This window comes from Pseudomonas weihenstephanensis (assembly GCF_016812185.1).
Taxonomy (GTDB): Bacteria; Pseudomonadota; Gammaproteobacteria; order Pseudomonadales; family Pseudomonadaceae; genus Aquipseudomonas; species Aquipseudomonas weihenstephanensis.
Genome location: NZ_JAAEBV010000002.1, coordinates 644,311 through 657,978, shown reverse-complemented (window position 1 = coordinate 657,978; position 13,668 = coordinate 644,311). Strand labels below are relative to the sequence as shown.

General features: G+C 54.0%; 12 protein-coding genes. 4 read left to right on the top strand and 8 right to left on the bottom strand.

The genetic code is table 11. The features are described 5' to 3' along the window. Positions 1–21 precede the first annotated feature (21 nt). Positions 22–1,782 carry a cation:proton antiporter gene (locus tag GYN01_RS10475; protein WP_203307007.1) on the bottom strand — a complete coding sequence of 587 codons (1,761 nt, stop codon included), beginning with the start codon at positions 1,780–1,782 and terminating at the stop codon, positions 22–24. 289 nt (positions 1,783–2,071) lie between these two features. Here GYN01_RS10475 and GYN01_RS10470 point away from each other — a divergent pair, with 289 nt between their 5' ends. Further along, the gene (locus GYN01_RS10470) at positions 2,072–2,557 is read left to right on the top strand and encodes an acyl-CoA thioesterase (RefSeq protein WP_048363748.1); all 486 of its coding nucleotides are present in this window, start codon (positions 2,072–2,074) and stop codon (positions 2,555–2,557) included. Between the two features lie 208 nt (positions 2,558–2,765). Here GYN01_RS10470 and pdxY read toward each other — a convergent pair whose 3' ends face one another. Then, a complete protein-coding gene (gene pdxY, locus GYN01_RS10465; RefSeq protein ID WP_048402659.1) occupies positions 2,766–3,638 on the bottom strand; it encodes a pyridoxal kinase PdxY in 873 nt (290 codons plus the stop codon). A 113-nt stretch (positions 3,639–3,751) separates the two neighbouring features. Between pdxY and GYN01_RS10460 the strand changes: the two genes are divergently transcribed. Next, a complete protein-coding gene (locus GYN01_RS10460; protein WP_048363750.1) occupies positions 3,752–4,159 on the top strand; it encodes a DUF3301 domain-containing protein in 408 nt (135 codons plus the stop codon). Positions 4,160–4,420: 261 nt separating this feature from the next. Here the strand turns inward: GYN01_RS10460 and GYN01_RS10455 are convergent, their stop codons facing one another. The 3 genes from GYN01_RS10455 to zigA are packed head-to-tail and all read right to left on the bottom strand — an operon-like array spanning position 4,421 to position 7,291. Continuing rightward, the gene (locus tag GYN01_RS10455) at positions 4,421–5,392 is read right to left on the bottom strand and encodes a CobW family GTP-binding protein (protein WP_048402685.1); all 972 of its coding nucleotides are present in this window, start codon (positions 5,390–5,392) and stop codon (positions 4,421–4,423) included. 40 nt (positions 5,393–5,432) lie between these two features. Then, positions 5,433–6,056, bottom strand: a complete 624-nt coding sequence (locus GYN01_RS10450; RefSeq protein WP_420850392.1) for a DUF1826 domain-containing protein — start codon at positions 6,054–6,056, stop codon at positions 5,433–5,435. 26 nt (positions 6,057–6,082) lie between these two features. Beyond that, complete coding sequence (gene zigA / locus GYN01_RS10445) at positions 6,083–7,291, bottom strand: zinc metallochaperone GTPase ZigA (protein WP_203307005.1); 1,209 nt, start codon at positions 7,289–7,291, stop codon at positions 6,083–6,085. A 144-nt stretch (positions 7,292–7,435) separates the two neighbouring features. Between zigA and folE2 the strand changes: the two genes are divergently transcribed. Continuing rightward, positions 7,436–8,332, top strand: coding sequence for a GTP cyclohydrolase FolE2 (folE2, locus tag GYN01_RS10440; protein WP_203307004.1), 897 nt, complete (start codon positions 7,436–7,438; stop codon positions 8,330–8,332). A gap of 44 nt (positions 8,333–8,376) precedes the next feature. Here the strand turns inward: folE2 and GYN01_RS10435 are convergent, their stop codons facing one another. Then, on the bottom strand, positions 8,377–8,895 hold the full coding sequence (locus GYN01_RS10435) for a DUF3617 domain-containing protein (RefSeq protein WP_203307003.1): 519 nt from the start codon (positions 8,893–8,895) through the stop codon (positions 8,377–8,379). Between the two features lie 136 nt (positions 8,896–9,031). Here GYN01_RS10435 and cls point away from each other — a divergent pair, with 136 nt between their 5' ends. Continuing rightward, complete coding sequence (gene cls, locus GYN01_RS10430) at positions 9,032–10,471, top strand: cardiolipin synthase (RefSeq protein ID WP_048363755.1); 1,440 nt, start codon at positions 9,032–9,034, stop codon at positions 10,469–10,471. Positions 10,472–10,528: 57 nt separating this feature from the next. On the opposite strand, the gene cfaB is transcribed toward cls, so the two are convergent. Both cfaB and GYN01_RS10420 read right to left on the bottom strand, forming a co-directional pair. Beyond that, positions 10,529–11,716, bottom strand: a complete 1,188-nt coding sequence (gene cfaB, locus GYN01_RS10425; protein ID WP_048402664.1) for a C17 cyclopropane fatty acid synthase CfaB — start codon at positions 11,714–11,716, stop codon at positions 10,529–10,531. A gap of 406 nt (positions 11,717–12,122) precedes the next feature. Further along, positions 12,123–13,451: a serine hydrolase domain-containing protein gene (locus GYN01_RS10420; protein WP_203307002.1), complete on the bottom strand. Its 1,329-nt coding sequence runs from the start codon at positions 13,449–13,451 to the stop codon at positions 12,123–12,125. Positions 13,452–13,668: the final 217 nt, after the last annotated feature.

The window sequence follows — 13,668 nt, the reverse complement described above, 5'->3', positions numbered from 1 at the left end:
CAAGAACTCAGGACAGTGCCGCTAGTGCCCTGCCTCCTTGTGATTGTCCAGCGTCTCCAACAGCGCAACTTGCATGCGCGTGTGGATACGCACAAACCAACGCCACAACACTGCCGCCACTCCCGCCGCCACGACCGCAATCACGATCAGCAATTCATTGGTCGGCAAGATGCTGGCAGACAATGCCGACAGCAATAAAAAAATCACCAGTAGCGACAAGATCGGAATCACCTCAGCGATCACCCGGCGCACGCGTTGCGTGTGACGCCCCGCCATTTCGGGTTTAACCCCCATCTCCGCCAAGAGCATCGACAGCGCCTTGAGCTTGCGATATGCCGCGATCAAGAACGGTAACGACAACAGTAAGGCAGCGCCCCAAATCAAGCCGTTTTGCCAGCTCGATTTCATCACCCAGCCCTGTAAATAATCTGCAATTCGGGGGGCGAAATACCCGCCCGCAAAGAAAATCGCGATAACCAACGCCATATTGACGCCCACCTGTAGCAGGATTTTTCTGATCATCGCCGCCAATAAAGCACCCTCGCCTTGTGGCTGGATGCTCCTCAACCACTCGCCATACAGAGCAAAAACCCGCGACACCCGGTTTGGCATGACCTGCGCCAGCTTGAGCGAAAGCGGATCTGCGGCACGAATCAAGTAAGGCGTCATCAAGGTCGTCAGCACAGACACAGCAACCGCCACGGGGTACAGGAAGCTGCTGGTGACCTGCAAGGTCATGCCCAGTGCCGCGATGATGAACGAAAACTCTCCAATCTGAGAAAGGCCCATCCCGACTCTCAGAGAGGTGCGTCCATCATTACCGGCGATAAAAGCACCCAACCCACAGGACAGCATCTTGCCCAGTACCACTGCACAGGTGATGACGACAATTGGTAAGGCGTATTCCCACAAGATGGCGGGATCGAGCATCAAACCGATGGCGACAAAAAAGATCGCGCTGAACAAATCGCGCACAGGCTCGATCAGCCTTTCGATGTTCAGCAGTTGCCGTGATTCAGCCATGATCGCGCCGATTAAAAATGCGCCCAGGACCATGCTGTATTCCAGCTTGACCACCAGCAGGCAAAAACCAAAACACAGCCCGAGCACGGTAATCAGCAGCATTTCATTGCTTTCAAATTTGGCCACATAGGCCAAAACGCGTGGCACCAGCAAGATACCGATGACCAGCGCCACAATCATGAACAACGACAGCTTGCCAACGGTGGAGAACACTTCTTCCGGGCTGACGCTGCCACTGACGGCAATGCTCGACAGCAACGCAATGATGCCGATGCCCAGAATGTCTTCAACGATCAGCACACCGAAAATCAGCTGCGCAAAACGCTCGTTTTTCATTTTCAGGTCATTGAGCGCTTTAACGATGATGGTGGTCGATGAAATGGCCAAAATGGCGCCCAAAAACAGCGAATCCATCGTGCTCCAGTCGAACCAGCGGCCAATTTCATAGCCGATCCAAATCATCAGGGTGATTTCCATGAAGGCCGCAATAAAGGCCGTCGCACCCACTTTGAATAACTTGCGCAGGCTGAACTCCAGCCCCAGGCAGAACATCAAAAAAATAACCCCCAGCTCAGCCAGGGTTTTGATGGTTTCTTCGTCATGAATCAGACCGAAAGGCGGCGTGTGCGGGCCAATAATAAAACCCGCAACGATGTAACCCAGCACCACGGGCTGTTTAAAACGGTGAAAAAGAATAGTCACCACACCTGCGACCAACATGATGACTGCCAGATCCTGAATAAAGCTGATGGCATGCATGGCGTGTCGCCTCCTTGTGTGGGTGCTGCCCGACAACAGAACGACAGACACAGCGAGTCTCGCAGTATGTATCGACTGTTTTAAGTGTAGGAAATACCCGCTAAACGGGCTTTGGCAGGTTAACACCGGGACTTAACGCAGAAAGGCGGCGCAATATATGGAAACATGTACGCCAGAGCGTGACGACAGCCCAAACGGTAGCGTCCCGTTCCTGTCTGTTTAAAAAAATCGAAAAGTATCCACAGAGATACCCATTTCACTGCTGCAACACTACCGCGAGCCTGCTGCTATGGAACCCGGAAACGCCCAACTGTCGATGACGGTCTTGATGACCCCGGACATGGCCAATTTTTCTGGCAATGTTCACGGCGGAACCCTGCTCAAATACCTCGACGAAGTCGCCTACGCGTGCGCCAGCCGCTATGCCGGGCGTTATGTGGTCACTTTGTCCGTGGACCAGGTTATTTTTCGTGAGCCGATTCATGTCGGCGAGCTGGTGACCTTTCTGGCCTCGGTCAATTACACCGGTAACACGTCGATGGAAGTGGGGATCAAAGTCGTCACTGAAAACATTCGCGAGCGCTCGGTGCGCCACACCAACAGCTGTTTTTTCACGATGGTGGCAGTGGACGACGACCGTAAACCGGCGGCTGTACCGCCTTTGCAACCCGTTAACAGCGAAGACAAACGCCGCTTTATTCAAGGCAAACAGCGTCGCCAGATCCGCCAGGAGCTGGAAAAACGCTATCGGGAATTGAAAGACGAAACGGTCTAGGCCTTTTGCCACCGGTCCAGCCTCGCGCAGATAAAACCTATCGCTGACGAGGAGTGCGAGGCTGCGTCCGGCGGCGCAGCCGTCGTAAACCATTCAGCGCAGTGCCTCAGACACACCACACTCATCCGGTTTACGACCGCTTCGCGCCCGAGCAGCCGCGTGCCTCGGCAGCGCCTACAGGCCGCGACGATGCCCCCTAGGGCAAGGATTACAGGTTGATCGGCGTAGCCTCAAAGCGCACACGCGGGTGAGCAATACGGTCTTGAGCCCGCACCAATTGCAGCTCGTAACTGGCACATGCCTGGGTTTCGAGCAGCACTTCATGCACCGCCGATGCCGCAAATTCAAATGCGGCCACCAGGCTGTCTCCCAGCAGTACCCGTGCCAGGAATAAGCCGGACGTCAGGTCACCCACGCCTACAGGCTGGCGCGGAAACGCTAATAACGGGCGGCGCAAGTGCCAGCTCCCGTCATTCGTCACCAGCAACATCTCAAAACTTTCTTCAGGCTTGCCAGGGTATGACAGGTGCTTGACCAGTACCGCTTTGGGCCCGCGGGCCAGCATGCTGCGCGCCATCGCCAGGCAATCGAACAGCGATTGCGGATGACGACCACAGAAGCTGTCCAGTTCCAGCTGGTTAGGACACAGAAAATCCGCCACTGCGGCCGCCTCATTCAGCAGAAAGTCACTGACTTCGTACGGCACGATGCAGCCTTTCTCCGGGTGCCCCATAACGGGGTCGCACAGGTAAAGCGCATTGGGGTTAACCGCCTTAATGCGCGCGACCCCGCTGAGGATGGCCCGACCCTGTGCCGCGCTCCCCAAATAGCCAGATAACACTGCATCGCAGTTACCCAGTTCGCCAATCGCGGCAATACCGTCAACCAGCGCAGGAATTTGCTCAGGGGCCAGCACTTCGCCAGTCCACTGACCATACTGAGTGTGGTTCGAGAACTGAACCGTGTTCAAGGGCCATACATTTACACCCACGCGCTGCATAGGAAAGACGGCTGCGCTGTTGCCGGCATGGCCGAAAACCACGTGGGATTGGATAGCAAGTAAGTGAGGCGTACGTTTCATGCCGGATTCCAGACTGCGGGTGGATTCAAGCCACGCAGTATGCGACGAAAAGCAACCTGTACGACAGGCTGAAGACGCAGTTAAGCTGAGCCTATTCTGTTGGAGCCCCCGTCATGCTGACCCTTGGAAATATGTTTGTGCTGATGCTACTGGCCACTGCTGCTGCCTGGCTGTGGCACAACCACGGTATGCGCGAGCGAGCGCTGGAGCGCGTCAAACAGCACTGCAACAAGCTCGACATCGAATTGCTCGATGAAAACGTGGCCCTCAAGAAAATCGGATTCATTGCGGACGCCAAGGGCAATCGACGCTTGGCCCGTGTGTATAACTTTGAGTTCACCGTCACCGGCGATCAACGCCATGCTGGCACCATCACTCAATTTGGCGCCCACAGCGCGAAGATCGAGCTGGCACCCTACCCGTTCCAAGCACAACCTGAGCCTGAGCATCGCGACATCCCCAGCGCACAAATCATAGAGCTGAGCCAATGGCGCCAGGAGCACACCAAACCGCCCCAGTGATGAATCTCGAGGAGCGCTTCCTGCCTGAGCGCCTCTTTCTCGCCTTTTTTAGTTCCCCTGTGGATAACTTTTCATAAAAACCCGTCAATAGCGCTGAAACCTTTGAAATAGACACTTCAAGGAGGTTAAAACAGATGTCAAAAACAAGGATTGTAGGACAACTTTACCAGTACAAAATGGCGTATTAATCCAAAATCAGCCCCGAAATCGATCAGGGCCGACTGCTTATTCAGCAAGTACGCCCGCGTTAACCGTTAATGCCTACAGGGGATGAATGAGGCAGTCTTGCAGCCCTTTTTTGAGTGAATTCACGTCCTGAGGGCTTTCGAAGATCAATTCAACGCGCGAATCGGTGCGCCACTCGCTGGCTTTCCAAGGTTGGAGACTGTTTTCAAGGCAATTGACTGAAAACCACCCTGAGGGCGCATGCACAACGAGCTTAGCGCGCAGCCAGTTCAGCCCCTGAAGCCAATGCCTGAGCAGCACCAGGTCAAATTGCAGTGAGGCGTGCCATTTCCAGCCAATACTCCACGCCTCCGGCTGCTGTTGCGTCATCACGAAAGGGGTCTGGGGGTCAGAAAAAACGCTTACTACTGAATTAAAATCCTTATAAATCAACGAGTTATCCACAGCATGAATATCTCTCATAGTGGCTACAGGCAGCGTATTTAGCGGGATGTAGCCCTGCTCGGTCCATAAAACAGGGCACTTTGGCAGGCTGCATGCAATCTGCTCACGTTGCTCATTTTGGACACTATTAGATTTATTCATGACAACTAAACCGGCCATTTTCAAGGCTTCTTGTTGGGTTGCAGGCACCGGTTTACCCAACGCTAACGCCTCGGCATCCAGCACTATTACGCACGGCTGCAAGGCTAAAACACCTAACCAGGGCGCAGCGCTGAGCTGCTTGAGGATTTGCGCAGGATGCCCGAGACCCGAAGGCTCAATGAATAAGCGATCAGGCTTTGCCTGACGTAACAGACGGCTCAAACCAATCTGAAAAGGCGCACCATTCACGCAACAGACACAGCCGCCCGCGACTTCAGTAATAGCGATTGCATCACCGCTTTGGCTCATCAAAGCAGCATCCAGACCTATTTGACCGAACTCATTCACCAGTACCGCCCAACGTTCGTGCACAGGCTTCTGGGCCATCAGGTGCTGAATCAGACTGGTTTTGCCTGCGCCCAGCGGCCCGGCGATCACATGGGTAGGAATGTTGTGCAGCATCATCAAAGGCTTCTGTAGGGATGGAAGGCTGCAATATGCCTCAGGCCAGCCAATCCAGGGTCAAAATCAGCCGTCGTTCGCCGGCTTGCAGCGCAGGCGAACGATGGATCAACCCTGCACCCTCGTTGCCTTGCCACTTTTCGCCTTTAAGCAGTGCCACATCTCCTGTGCTCAGCTGCTCAATCAACGCTGCTTGAGTCGGCTCTGCCTGCGCCTGGCCCAGTTGCTGACGTGCCATCACGCCCTCGGCGAGCCACTGACTGCCCTGCCCTGCGTAGGTGGTGATCAGGCGTGCAGGCACATGATCAACGTGAAAGCGCGGGCACATGGCCTTATCCAAGGCCCTGAGACGCAGCCCAATACGTTTGGCGCCTAACAAACAAGCATAGGCGCTGACCAACCAGGCAACATCCGCCATGAAGCTTTCATAGCCTTCCAAATCGTTGAACCTGTGCGCAAGCCCATAAAGGTTGGGCTGAGCGTTTTCATCGTTCATTTCCAGGCTCAAGGCATCCGCCAAAGGCTCATCCAACGACAGCAGTAAATCGCTGAAATCAGCAATATGCACAGGCAAGTGGCGCTGCCAGACGGCCAAATTGACGTCTTGATCCAGTACGCGTGTGAGGATGTGGGGAGTGGCCCCGCAGACCTGTTTTATCGTCATGTTTGGGCTGCAAGCGAAGGCATTCATCAGGCGGCCACCTCGTCATACCACCCACCAAACGGGTCGCTCATCTGCCGCCAGCCCTCTACACCCAAGGCCATCTCTTCATCAGTCAACAGGCAGGAGTCGAGTTCATGTGTGAGCTGATTGAAGTCGATATGTTGACCGATAAAGACCAATTCCTGACGACAGTCAGCGGTGTCCGGCAGCCATTTCTTAAGGATTTCGGCCTTGGCATCTGCCTCTTGCGGCCACTGATCACGGGGTACAAATCGCCACCAGCGCCCGGCATATCCATAGCGCATTAAACCGCCCGCCTGTGACCAGCTGCCGGCTTCCTGGTACTTGCTGGCCAGCCAGAAAAAACCCTTGGAACGCAGCAATTTACCGTTCGTCCACGGTCGATCAATAAAATTAAAAAAACGTTCCGGGTGGAAAGGTCGACGTGCCCGGTAAGCCGTCGAGGCAATGCCATATTCTTCGGTTTCAGGCACATGTTCACCGCGCAGTTCTTGCAACCAGCCTGGCGCTTGAGCTGCGCGCTCGAAATCAAAACGTCCCGTATCCAGAATTTTATTCAGCGGGACTTCACCCATGACCATTGCAATGATTTCAGCCTGAGCATTCAGTCGTTGAAGAATGGCCATCAACTCCTGACGCTCAACACGGCTGATGAGGTCTATTTTGCTGACCAAAATAACGTCGGCAAACTCGATTTGTTCGATTAAAAGATCAGTGATCGAACGCTCATCTTCCTCCCCCAATGTCTCACCGCGCGTGCCAAGGCTTTCGGCGGCCTGGTAATCGTGTAAAAAATTCAGGCCATCAACGACAGTGACCATTGTATCGAGGCGCGCGATGTCGGCCAGGCTTTGGCCCTTGTCATCTCGAAACGTAAAGGTTTCTGCGACAGGCAGCGGTTCAGAAATACCCGTGGACTCGATCAATAAATAATCAAATCGACCTTCCTTGGCCAGTTTGCTGACCTCTTCCAGCAAGTCTTCACGCAGGGTGCAGCAAATGCAGCCATTGCTCATTTCGACCAATTTTTCTTCTGCCCGGTTCAGGCTCACATCGCGCTGAACCTGGGCACCATCAATATTGATTTCACTCATGTCATTCACGATGACCGCGACGCGCAAGTTATCGCGGTTACGCAGAATGTAATTGAGCAGGGTGCTTTTTCCTGCACCGAGAAAACCAGACAGCACTGTCACGGGTAGACGATTGGGCATGGAAGTTCCTCATCAGGGTCGGCAGGTCAAAGCGCCCGCTTGTGGGCGTGATCATTAAATTGCTTCTAATGATACATTATAACAATACAAGGAATTATAATTGTTATCTTGTAACGTCACGCTTTTCCATAGATGGGATTTTTTATGAACGCCCTTACTCTTCCTGACATTGCGTCACAAAACGCCCGGCAGACTGTTCCGCTGGAATGGGTCGGCATGTGCGGCATTGCACTGCCTGTTGTGATAAATGGTCAGCGTTTGGCCGCAACCGCCGATGCCGGTGTCAGCCTTGATGATGGCGAGGCACGCGGCATTCATATGTCACGCTTATATTTAGCGCTCGAAGTTTTAGATTCGCAGGCTCTGAACCCACTACTTTTGAAGAAAATTTTGCAGCAGTTTTTGGACTCGCATGACGATTTATCCATCTGTGCCTACCTAAAAATCCACACGCAGGTGCTGTTGAAACGACCCGCATTAGTCAGCGCATTAAGTGGATGGAAGAGCTACCCGGTCAGCATCGAAGCTTCACTGAAAAACGGAATGTTCCACGTGGAACTAAAAATCGACGTGGACTATTCATCCACTTGCCCTTGTTCAGCCGCGCTAGCACGCCAACTTATCCAACAACAATTTGTCGATGACTTCGCGAACAAACCACTCCATCACGCCGAAGTGTTGACATGGCTTGGCAGTACTCAAGGCATTGTGGCTACTCCGCATAGCCAGAGAAGCACGGCTCACTTGCAGCTGCATCTCGGTCGCGAGCTGCAAAATTTTCCGATCAACAACATCATTGATGAAGCAGAAACAGCCCTGGGCACCGCAGTACAAACAGCCGTAAAACGCGCAGACGAACAAGCCTTCGCATTAGCCAATGGGCAAAATTTAATGTTTTGTGAGGATGCTGCGCGACGCTTGAATTTCGCGCTGAAAAGTACAGCGGGGGTTAAAGGCTTCAGCCTTAAGGTGGTGCATGCCGAGAGTTTGCACAGCCACGATGCGGTGGCTGAGAGTCGCTGGAATTGGCGAGATGCCTAGAGGGCGTTCCGCGCACTGATGGACCCGTGCGCGGACAGCTTGAATCATGTGCGAGGTTTGACGGTTCCACAGTTTTGGCCCAGCCATACCGCACGGGTATCCATGCTGCCTTTTTGCTGAACACCCGTGGCGTTGAACGTGCCGTTTACTTGGGTACTAAACTCTCTGTCGCTGGCAAATGTGGCAACCCCTGCGCCTTGGGCTTTTGGGCAACTAAAGCGAAACTTCCACTGATTTCCACTACGCTCAGTGATCTGCTGATTACAACCGGACTTCGGATCTGTCAGCGGGATCGCATCTGATTTGACCTGCTCAGGCGTCAGGCATACCCGCACACCTTTACCCCCAACGGTGATCCCTTGATTTTCCAATTGCGCCTGTTGCTCCGGGGTCAACATGGATTGCAATTGGCCCAACATCAGTTGCAGGTCAGGAAGCTGTTGGCCATCGACTTGCATATTGCTGGTGGTCAGCTCCCAAAGGCCCGGTTGCAGCATTTGGGCTTGAGCCACAGGTATCGATAAACCACAGGCCATGAGCAGCCCAAGCACACGAACATTCATCAAGTAGCTCCTACGGATATGTGGGGGTTAGACGTTGAAAAACAGCAAGCGTTGCATCAGCAAGCATTTAGGGACATTCATTGCATAACGTGGTCTTTTAGTACGCAGCGTCACACATTGAGGAGCAAGGATACGCATGGATTATCTCGGCCCGCACGTTTTCGGTTATCTGATTTTATTGATCCACACCTTGGGTTTGATTGCCGCCGTGCACGCGGTATTAACCGTGAGAACCGCTCAAGGTGCAATTGCCTGGGCCATGTCATTGTTCTTCATTCCCTACTTCACGCTCATCCCGTATTTGATTTTTGGCCGTAGCACCTTCGACGATTACATCCGCGCCAGACGTCAGGCCAATCAGGAAATGCGTGAAGCCATCGCAGATCTGAACTGGCGACCTTGGGTCGAGGAAGCCCTTGCCGCACGTAACTCAAAGGCCTACACCTCTTTGCGAGCAATGCCCAAGCTAGGCCGAATGCCGTGCCTGGCGAACAATCAGGTGAGTCTACTGATCAACGGAACAGCAACGTTCAACGCCATTTTTGAAGCCATCCGCACCGCCGAACAGGTGGTCCTGGTGCAGTTTTTTATCATTCATAACGACGACCTTGGTATGAAACTGCATGCCCTGCTGCTCGAAAAAGCGGCTCAAGGGGTTCAGGTGTATGTGTTGTACGACAGCATTGGCAGCCATTCTTTGCCCAATAGTTATTCCGAGTCGTTGCGTGCGGGGGGCGTTCAAGCGCAGGCATTTGCCACCCGCGGCGGCTGGATCAGTCGCTTTCAGGTCAACTTTCGTAACCACCGCAAAGTGGTTGTGGTGGATGGTGTGAAAGGGTTTGTCGGCGGGCATAACGTTGGCGATGAATACTTGGGAGCCAAACCGCCTCTGTCTCCGTGGCGCGATACCCACGTCGAGGTCTGCGGGCCGGTGGTGGCTTGCCTGCAAGAGTCGTTCGCCGAAGACTGGTTCTGGGCTGCGCGCAAACTACCGCCGTTGATCCTGCCGCAGGCTTACCCGGAAGGCGGTGTACTGTGCCAATTTCTAGCCAGCGGCCCAGCCGATCCGTACGAAACCTGCTCACTGTTTTTTGTTGAAGCCATCCATGCCGCCACTGAACGGGTGTGGATAACAACGCCTTACTTCGTGCCGGATGAAGCGGTTTTTTCCGCATTGAGGCTTGCCGTGTTGCGCGGGGTGGATGTACGCATCCTCATTCCCTCACGGCCCGACCATAAAATTGTGTATGCGGCCTCCAGCCTGTATGCATTCGAGGCGGTGCGTGCTGGGGTGAAAATGTTCCGCTACCAGCCAGGGTTCATTCATCAGAAGGTTGTGCTGGTCGACAACGAAATCAGTGCGGTCGGCAGCGCCAATATGGACAACCGCTCGTTCCGCCTGAACTTTGAAGTGATGCTGCTGACGGTCGACGAAGCGTTTGCCCGCGAAGTCGAACATATGCTGCTGGACGACTTTGCCCTGGCGCGTGAAATCACCGAAGACGACATCAAAACCACGCACCGTTTGCAGCAACTTGGCATGCGTGTGGCGCGCTTGGTTTCGCCTGTTCTATAAAAAGGGCCATGTCACTGAGTGACACGGCCCTTTGACGATCACCGAAATCTCGACCGCTCAACGATAAATATCGGCCCTCGTCCGTGGCAACTCAAGCGAACCGTCGGCATACGGTTTTGCGGCGAGGATCTGATGAATGTTGATCCAGCCACGGGCAAACGCATACGCGCAGCCTGCAAGGTACAGCCGCCAAATCCTTAATGTCTGCTCTGGCACTTGCTTGGCAGCCGCCTCAAGGTTTTGTTCAAGGCGCTGACTCCAATGCTCCAGCGTGCGCGCGTAATGCAAACGCAGGCTCTCGACATCGACCACTTCCAGTCCAGCCTCGCTGATGTGTGCACTAATCATCGACAAGTGCGGTAATTCGCCGTTAGGAAACACATAGCGCTCGATAAACTCCCCCGCACCGCGACCCACTTGGCGCCCGTCGGTGTGTTTGGCAGTAATGCCGTGGTTCATCACCAAACCACCTTCGCGCACTGCGTTGAACAATACTTGGCAGTACTCTCGCAGGTTGGCGTGGCCGACGTGCTCAAACATCCCCACGCTGACAATTTTGTCGAAGCGGCCATCTTGTGGCAGGTCACGGTAGTCGAGCAGTTGCAAATCGACCTTGTCTTGCAAACCTTCTGCCTTGACCCGTTCTTGAGCCAAGGCGAGTTGCTCTTTGCTCAGGGTGATACCAAACACCTTGACCCCGAATTCGCGTGCTGCAAAACGTGCCAACCCGCCCCAGCCACAGCCGACATCCAGCAGGTACTCACCTGGCTTGAGCCGAAGTTTGCGGCACAAGTGGCGAAACTTGGCTTGCTGAGCTTCATCCAGGCTCTCTTCACCGGTCTCAAAGTACCCGCAGGAATAGACCATCTCGCGGTCCAGCCATAACTGATAAAACGCGTTAGACAGGTCGTAATGGTAGGAAATGGACGCTGCGTCGGTAGCCTTGTCGTGGTAGTTGCGCGCGGGCGTGCTCTCATCATCCTCGTCGAGCAACGCTTGGCTGAGTTCATCGCACACGCGTACGACTTCGCTGATTGACCCTTCAGCCAGTTCCAGTCGACCTTCGACGAACGCACTGCCCAACAAGTCGAGACTAGGATGCATGAACTCAGAAACGATCTTCGGATCCTTGACCACAATGGTCACGCTGGGGGTTGGCCCCAGATCCAGTTCATGTCCATCCCATAGCTTCAGCCGAAGTGGAATTTTAAGATTCTGTAAAGCTGGTGGCAGTTGCGCGAGCATCAGTCATCCTCCCTCATTTCAGACGTCAAAAAATAAGGGTAGTCGATTAACCCAAACTGTCAGCCTCACGGGCTAGAAGGTATGGGCTAGAGCCGATGAAACCTTTTTTAAGTTGCACCGCAAGGCCGCGCTTACTCAGGCGAAAACAGGTCTATAAAAAACGCCAGGCCCCACGCGACAAGACTTAAGCCCGCCAGTCCAGCCCCCAACCGATGCAGCTGAGAAGCCTGAGCACTCGCGCGTTGAAAACGAGGAAGAGATTCAAGGCCACCCTCTTCGACCTCTAAATCGACATGCATGGACGCTCTCACTTCTGAAATATGTAATTGCGATATAACAGAAGAGGTGAAACTTTCGTCGACCCGGCGCAATCTTCATTTTTGGAAAAGACCGCGCCGAAGCACGATTACTGCGGGTGAGTGATCAACTGTTTGGCCAGTGCTTCGAAGGCCGGAATGGTCACAGGATCATTGGCCGAGTTGCTGGCAATCGGATGGGAGGCGAACCGCACGATCACCATTTCCGCTTTCGGATCGATGTAAATCCGTTGACCGTATACGCCGCGGGCCATAAAGGCTCCATCCGGGTTATGCGTCACCCACCACATGTTGCGGTAACTGCCGCCTTTGAGCTGGTCATAACCGGCTTGGGCAAACGCCTGTTTGTCACCGCCTGCTCGAATATCATCCACCACAGCTTTAGGGACGATTTGCTGGCCCAAGTACTTGCCGTCATTGCGAATCATCTCGCCAAAGCGCGCCAAATCCCGCAGGCCTGCATTCAAACCACCGCCCGCAAACGGGGTGCCGATGGAGTCGACGGTGAAGTAGGCATCTTGTTCGGCGCCCACACGCTGCCAGATTCTTTCTGACAATAACTGCGCAACATTGCGCCCGGTCACACGGGCAATCACCCAGCCCAATACATCGCTATTCACGGTTTTGTAGGCGAACGCTTTACCGTGCTCACCTGACGGCTGCACGGTTTGCAGGTACTCCATGTACGTTTGCGGTCCGGTGTAGTCCGCAGGTTTTGGCAGCGGATTACCGGCCATTGCGTGTTGCCAGACTTCAGCGTTGGGATCTGCATAGTCCTCGCTGAATTTGAGCCCGGTGGTCATGTCGAGCACTTGGCGCAAAGTGGCATTGGCAAACGCTGACTTGGCTAACTCGGGGATGTAATCGACGATTTTTTTATTGGCATCCAGCGTGCCATCCGCCACTAACATCGCTCCCATCGTGCCTACCACTGACTTGGTGACCGACATCGCTGCGTGCTGTTTTTGTGGATTCAACACACCAAAATAGCGTTCGTACACCACCTTGCCGCGATGCAAGACCACAATGCCATCCGTGTAATTGGCCGCCAGCGATTGCTCCCACGTCATCGGCTTACTGGCACCGGTCGGGATAAACGTCAGCGCGTCGATGTCCTTACGTAATGCACGATTCAGCGGCACCGGGGCGCCCAAGCCACGCGACACATTGGTCGTGGGCATCAATTGACGGAAGTTTGAAACACTCCAGCGCATGGCCGGAAATTTGAAATAACTGCCATCGGCAAAACGAATAATTCGATCAGGCGGCGGCGGAGAACCGACCATCCATCCCATCTTGGCGGGGTCACTGGCAGCGGCATCCGGGTATGTGGTGTCGGCTGCACCGGCAATGGAAGACGCCAGGCATGAAAGCAGAAAAGCACTGGCGCGAGCGGGTTTTGAAAAAAACTTAAGCATGTAAAAGCCCCATGAAAGGAACGTAACATTGGCCCAGTACTGAATTGAATGCTCCCTTTTCGATTCATGGCCGCACGCCACCTTGCGCGATAAGAAGGGCTTTGCATAGCCAAACTAGACCTTCTTCACGCCACGCCAGCAACGGCGTTCAAACGGGTCTTTTACCAGTTAAATGGATTTGGCATCGGGATGCTCCTCTGTAAGGTTCATCTTCACC

Bases quoted from the DNA above. Each gene is read 5' to 3' on its own strand.
- GYN01_RS10475 (WP_203307007.1), bottom strand. From the start codon at position 1,782: ATGCATGCCATCAGCTTTATTCAGGATCTGGCAGTCATCATGTTGGTC.
- GYN01_RS10470 (WP_048363748.1), top strand. From the start codon at position 2,072: ATGGAACCCGGAAACGCCCAACTGTCGATGACGGTCTTGATGACCCCG.
- pdxY (WP_048402659.1), bottom strand. From the start codon at position 3,638: ATGAAACGTACGCCTCACTTACTTGCTATCCAATCCCACGTGGTTTTC.
- GYN01_RS10460 (WP_048363750.1), top strand. From the start codon at position 3,752: ATGCTGACCCTTGGAAATATGTTTGTGCTGATGCTACTGGCCACTGCT.
- GYN01_RS10455 (WP_048402685.1), bottom strand. From the start codon at position 5,392: ATGCTGCACAACATTCCTACCCATGTGATCGCCGGGCCGCTGGGCGCA.
- GYN01_RS10450 (WP_420850392.1), bottom strand. From the start codon at position 6,056: ATGACGATAAAACAGGTCTGCGGGGCCACTCCCCACATCCTCACACGC.
- zigA (WP_203307005.1), bottom strand. From the start codon at position 7,291: ATGCCCAATCGTCTACCCGTGACAGTGCTGTCTGGTTTTCTCGGTGCA.
- folE2 (WP_203307004.1), top strand. From the start codon at position 7,436: ATGAACGCCCTTACTCTTCCTGACATTGCGTCACAAAACGCCCGGCAG.
- GYN01_RS10435 (WP_203307003.1), bottom strand. From the start codon at position 8,895: ATGAATGTTCGTGTGCTTGGGCTGCTCATGGCCTGTGGTTTATCGATA.
- cls (WP_048363755.1), top strand. From the start codon at position 9,032: ATGGATTATCTCGGCCCGCACGTTTTCGGTTATCTGATTTTATTGATC.
- cfaB (WP_048402664.1), bottom strand. From the start codon at position 11,716: ATGCTCGCGCAACTGCCACCAGCTTTACAGAATCTTAAAATTCCACTT.
- GYN01_RS10420 (WP_203307002.1), bottom strand. From the start codon at position 13,451: ATGCTTAAGTTTTTTTCAAAACCCGCTCGCGCCAGTGCTTTTCTGCTT.